Source organism: Stieleria sp. (assembly GCF_041595215.1).
Lineage (GTDB): Bacteria > Planctomycetota > Planctomycetia > Pirellulales > Pirellulaceae > Stieleria > Stieleria magnilauensis.
Window position 1 is genome coordinate 1 of record NZ_JBFHKV010000424.1, and the last position, 6,585, is coordinate 6,585.

The window sequence follows — 6,585 nt, forward strand, 5'->3', positions numbered from 1 at the left end:
CGACCGCGGGAGCGACGTTTACGGCGCCGCTGTTGACCAATATCGACGGTACCGACCTGAACGTCAGCGGCGGAGTCACCGTTTCGCTCCCCGGTGTGACCCAGTATCAACATGCATCAACGGGCAACTACGTCGATCGAACCTGGCACGTCGATGGCGTCGACAGCCGACTCGAACTGCCGAACCTGAAGGGCGTTTTAGGAGGCAGCCACTACGACACCGACATGACCATCCGGGCCACCGGCGGAGGCGTGCTCGATCTGTCATCGGTCACGCAGCTGATCGACCCCAGGGGCGGCGACACCCGCGTGCGGTCGTTTCAAGTGACGGCGGAAGGCGAGAGCAGCCAAATCGATCTGAGTGCATTGACCTCAATCATTGATCGAAACACCGACCAGCGGTCGCGAATCGATGCGACCGCCGGCGGACGACTGGTGGCTCCTCTGCTGACGGACTTGCATGGCGTCACCACGACGCTGGACACGGCTGGTGATCTGGCCGCGGCAAACCTGGTTCGCCTGGAGCACAGTGCGGTGACGATTCATTCGATGCCGAGTGATTTCACGTCGCTGCAGTCGATCAGCCGGACCGAATTGTCGCTCAACAATACCAACGCTTCCTTGCCCGGCATCACGCGGTTCGTCTTCAACACGTTGACCACCGACGCCGGCGCGACGATCCAGCTGCCGGCGGTGACGACGATCGATGGGACGGCTTTCCGAGTTTACGGTGGGACTGAAGTCTCGTTGCCCGGTATCGAGTCCTATGACCTGGCGCTGTCCTCAAATTATGAACAGTCGACTTGGGAAATCAGCGGGTCTGGAAGCAAACTCGATCTGTCCGGAGTGAAATGGATTCGTGGCGGCAGTGCCTACCAGAACCGACTCAATGTCACTGTCAGCAACGGCGGATCGCTTGATCTGAGCGGCGTCGAACAAATCGTCGATCGTCCCGACGGGGACACGCGGACACGACGGTTTGGGTTCACGGCAACGGGCAGCGGTTCGGAGATCGCACTCGATTCGCTGGTAAACCTGATCGACGTCAACGGGGACGTGCGTTCGTTTCTGACCGAAACGTCCGACGGCCGAATCTTTGCGCCGTCCATCGTGACATTGGTCAACGCCGATGTGAACGGCGATGTCGCAAACAGTCCGATTGCGACCGCCGAGCAACCGATCATTGCTGCGGCCCCGGTCATTGAAAACAACGACATCGTCGCACACGCCGAGCTCCCGATGGCACCGGCGGAGTCTCCGTCGGCACAGGCCGCACCGGTGTCCTGGATCGGTGGCGACGGCGATTGGACGACGGCGGCAAACTGGAGTACCGGCCAAGTCCCCGACGCCGAGGACGATGTCATTTTGGATAACGCGGCGGTGACGGTCACGATCTCCGTCGGCGGCCAAGCGGTCCGCAGCATCAACGGTTCGGGGAATCTGCAAATCACTGGCGGGTCGCTGACGATTCATGACGGCTCGGTGCTCTCGGGATCGCTGGTCGTCAACAACGGTGCGACCTTGGCGGCTTCGGGGCCGGATGCGAGTTTTACCGCCGACGGAACGGTGAACTTGGACGGCGCCAGCTTGACTGTCGTCGGAGGCGCCGCGTTGCATTTTCCGACCCTGACTCAATACTCCCAAGGGTCGACGGCGAACTACCAAACGCGGCGTTGGTTCGTCGAAGACTCCGGTAGCCGGATCGTCTTTGATGCGTTGCAGACGATTACCGGGGGGACTCATTACCAGGCACGTCTCGGCATCGACGTGTTCGGTGGTGGGCAAATCGAAATGCCGGCCTTGGTGACGATCGAGGACCCGAATTCCGGTGACTTGCGGCTGCGCAGAATCAACTTGGTCGCCAACGGTCACGGCAGTTTGATCGACGCACCGCTGTTGACCTCGATCAACGATCGTTCCTCGGAATTCGATGGGGAGTACTCCTCGATCGAGGCGCGAGATCGTGGAACGATCAATACCCCGTCGCTGCAAACGCTTGTCGGCGTGCGGGTCGTCCGTGAAGCCCAGAGCCGCGTCACGTTGCAAAATGTCACGTCGCTCGATCGGGTCGATGTCGAGCCCTGGACATCGACGTTGGATTTGAGTGCGGTGGCTACGGCCACGTCGGTCCGTCTGACCGCGACGGGTTCATCGGTCGATTTTTCGTCGCTGACGTCGTTCACCCGCGGGTCGATCACGCTGCACCATCTCGCCGCGATTTCGGCGCCTTTGTTGACCAACATCGATGGAACCTCCCTGTTTGCCGGCGACGGTTCGTCGATCAGTCTGCCGCTGGTTACGACGTACGATCACGCATCGACCGGACACTACCAAGACCGAACATGGACGACCGACGGGCCACAGAGTTTGATTGCGCTGACCGGTTTGACCGCTATCACTGGGGGCGGGCACTATGATACGGATCTGACGATTTCCGCGACGGCCGGAAGCACGATCGATCTGCCCGCGGTTACCCAGATCAACGATGGGGGCGGCGATACCCGGGTTCGCCGCGTGCGATTCGTCGCTTCGGGGTTCGGCAGCGAAATCCGTCTGGACGCGCTGACAAGTTTCTCCGATGCCAATCCGGACGAACGTTCCCAATTGGTCGCCTACGATTGGGGGACGATTCATGCGCCGTCGATCGAGTCACTGGTCGGTGTGGAAATTTCACTCGACGGCCGTGGCGCGATGCAAACGGCAAACATCCAATCGGTGAATCATGCTTACCTGAATTTGAGTTTCGGCGATTACGATTTCAGCGGACTGACCGCCGCGGCCAACACGACGATCACGCTGAATCAAGCGACGGCCGACTTGAGTGCTCTTACGGAACTCAATCGCGGTGCGATCAACCTGCGGGGCGGATTGGCGATCGATTGGAGCCATTTCACCAAGATCGACGGTGTTTCACTGTCCGTCTTTGACGGCGGTTCACTCGATCTTTCGGGTGTCACCGAATACGACTTCATTGCCACCGGCAATTATGAAGACCGAGCTTGGACGACGCGCGGTGCCGGTTCGTCGATCGATTTGAGCGGACTGACAAAAATCACCGGGGGAACCTTCTACGACAATGACTTGACGATCGAATCGCACGTGGGCGGACGGATTGATTTACGCGGTGTTACCGAGATCGTCGACGGACTGTCCGGCGACACACGGCGCAGGGCGATCCACGTCGTGGCTCGGGATCGGGACAGTTCGATCGACCTGCGTTCGCTGTCGCGATTCCAAGACAGCAGCGGGTCGTCCAGCAGTGACGGTCAGCGATCACAATTGGTGTTCAGTCGCGGCGGCGAAATTCGTCTCGATGCCCTGCAGACGTTGATCGGGGTTCGGATCGAGCCCGATGAGCGTCGTGATTGGACATTCGACGGCGTCACCACCCTGTCCGCTTCGGAAGTTGCGGCAAAGGGCAACACGGTCCGTTTTCCCAATCTGCTGACAGCCAGTTACACGTCGTTCGTCGCCAACGATGCGACCATCGACGCACCCAACATCACCGAGTTTACGCAGGGAACGATCAACCTGTCTGCCGATGGGAGCGCCAACCTCGTCTCGTTGACCAATCTTGACGGATCCGGCGTGACGGTGTCTTCGGGAATCGAAGTCGAGTTTCCTTTGGTCACCGCTTATTCGCACGTTTCGACGGGCAACTATCAAACGCGACAGTTCATCGCATCGGGAGATGGCAGCCGAATCTCGTTGCCGAATCTGACCGAGATCACCGGCGGCACCCATTACGAAGCGACGCTTCGATTCGAAGCCCAAGACGGCGGGGCGATTGAACTGCCAAAACTGGCAACGGTCACGGACCCGTCTTCAGGCGACACCCGTCGTCGGGCGGTTCACTTTATCGCCGACGGCCGCGCAAGTCGAATCGATGTCTCGATGCTCACGACACTCACCGATGTCGGCCAACCGCCGGTGCCGTATTCGGGTGACAAAGTCTACTCCACCCTGACCGCCACCCGTGGCGGAGAAGTTGACGCCGGAGCCTTAACAACGATTCGTGGCGTTCGCGTCTATGTGGATGAGCTCGGAACGTTTCCCGCACCTGCACTCGAATCGGCACGCGACAGCGTGATTGAACCGGTTGGTGCCGGAACGATCGAATTGAACGCGCTGACCGACGCGCCCGGAACCGCGCTGCGTATCCATGGCTACCAAGTCGCCTCGCCCGCTTTGACCACGCTCCAACGCGGCGAGATCACGCTCACCGGTGGCGGTCACGTCGCATTGCCACTATTGAGTAACATCGACGGCGCGAACTTGATCGTGATCGATGGAGTGACCCTCGCGTTGCCCGCGGTCACGTCGATCACCCATGTAACCACCGGTTCGAGCCAATCGCAAGTCTTGCGCGCCGAAGGCTATGGAAGCGTCATCGATCTGCAAAACGTGACCCAAATCACGGGTGGAAACAATTATAACTCACTTCTGTTGTTGGAATCGCTTTCCGGCGGGGTCATTGATCTTTCCGGTACCCAAACGATCACGGAAACCAGCCAGGGCGATCAACGACGACGACGCGTCGAATTGCTCAGTGAGGGGATTGGTAGTTCGATCAATCTCTCTGGACTCCAGTCATTCACCGATCCCTCGGCCGGCAGCCTGTCCGGTGATGCGCGGTACTCAAGGATCCATTCACGCTACGGCGGCGCCGTTGATTTAGGAAGCTCCAATTCCGCATCGCTGACCGACCTGAGCGGGGTCTACGTGACGACCAGCAGCAACAGTGTGGTGGGCGGGCAATTCACGCTTGAGCCCGGATCCGTGTTGACGGGCAACGGTGTTGTCGTGGGCGACCTGATCGTGGGCGGGTTGCTCGCTCCGGCGGGGAAGTTGACGATTGACGGTAATCTGCTGCTCGACACGCTCGGTGATCTGGAGTTTGACATCGCCGGGCTGGCACCGATTTCCCAGCATGACGTGCTGGAGGTCACCGGGTTCGTCGAGTTTTTGGGCACCATTCGGACGGTTCAGGGAGGCGGGTATCAACCCGCCGAAGGTGATAGCTATCTGGTGATGACGTTCGACGGCAAATTCGGAACGCCTACCTATGAAGGCCTCGATTTCGGCAGCCAATTGCTCGCACCCGAATTGTCACCGACCAGCCTGGAATTCATCACGGGATTCTCCAGCGGTGCGGCGATCACCAGCATCACGCCATCGGATAGTGCTGTTTATCCCAACGGCCCCTTCTTGATCATCGAATTTGACGAACCGATCGATCCGGAGTCGTTCTTCGTCGACGATGTCACCTTGATCGGTCCCGGCGCTGTGCCCATCAATATTGATTCGATCGAACCGTTCGCCGAAACCGACAACCTGTTCCTCTTGCGGCCAGACTTCGCCCAATACGTCGACGGGCAATACAGCATCACGATCGGTCCCGACGTGTTGGATTTCGTCGGCAACGTGATGAATCAAGACAAGGACCAGATCAACGGCGAACCGATCGAAGACCAGTTCACCGGGACCTTCGATTGGGCGCTGCCCGACTTGGAGCTGGTCGGCGGCAACCTGACCACGCCGGAAACGACCTATTCATTCGGCGGCGACATCCCGGTCAGTTTCCAGGTGACCAATTCCGGTGCATCGGTCGCCGGAGGCAACGCTTGGCGAGACCGGGTTTACCTGTCCACCGACCTGATCCTCGACGGCAACGATGTCTTGCTCGAAAGCGTCTCACGCGATGATCCGCTGGCGGTCGGTGACAGCTATCCGCTGGACCTGACTTTGACGTTGCCGCTCGATGACAACCTGCTTGCCGGAACCTATTACTTGCTCGCAGCGGTCGACTACTTTGATTGGATCAGCGAGTCGGACGAGAACAACGTCTATGCCTCCGCCGCCCTCGAACTGACTTTCCCCCCGCTGGTCGACTTGCTGCCGACGTCCATCACCGGACCGACGGCCGGACAACCACGGCAAAGCAACGTGTTCACCTGGGAGGTCACCAATCAGGGTGACGAGCCGACCGCGACGCACTGGTACGACCGGGTTTATCTCGAATCGGTCAGTAATCCCGCGACCCGCTACCTGATCGGAACGGTCTTGCAGTCCGGCCCGCTCAGTCCGGGCCAAAGTTACGTGTCGATGATGACGACCAACCTGCCCGATCTCGCCGACGGCGACTATCGGATTCAGATCGTCAGCGACTACAACAATCGCATTTTCGAGGGTCCCTACGAGAACAACAATTCGCTGTACGGCGGCATCACGACGATGACGCACCCGGACGTCGAAATCCGCAACTTCGACGCACCGGCGGCGGGCAACTCGGGACAACAAGTCGAATTGACCTGGGACTTTTTGAACTCGGGAACCGCCGCCGCCGAAACCTGGCAACAACGCGTCTACCTTTCGGACAATCAAACACTTTCCGGCGACGACCGTCTGGTCGATGAGTTCATCATTTCTGCGCCGCTGGATCCCGGGCAAGCACGATCGGAATCTCGGACGATTCGATTGCCGGTCGATCTAGAGGGCAACAAATTTTTGTTGCTCGTCACCGACACGGCCGGCCAACTCGGTGAGCTTTCGGCGGGCGAGAACAACAACGTCGCCGCGAAACTGA

At 59.4% G+C, this 6,585-nt stretch carries 1 protein-coding gene; it reads left to right on the forward strand.

The window, feature by feature from the left end:
* A partial coding sequence (locus ABX749_RS16915) for a CARDB domain-containing protein (protein WP_372897006.1) occupies positions 1–6,585 on the forward strand: 6,585 nt, incomplete at both ends.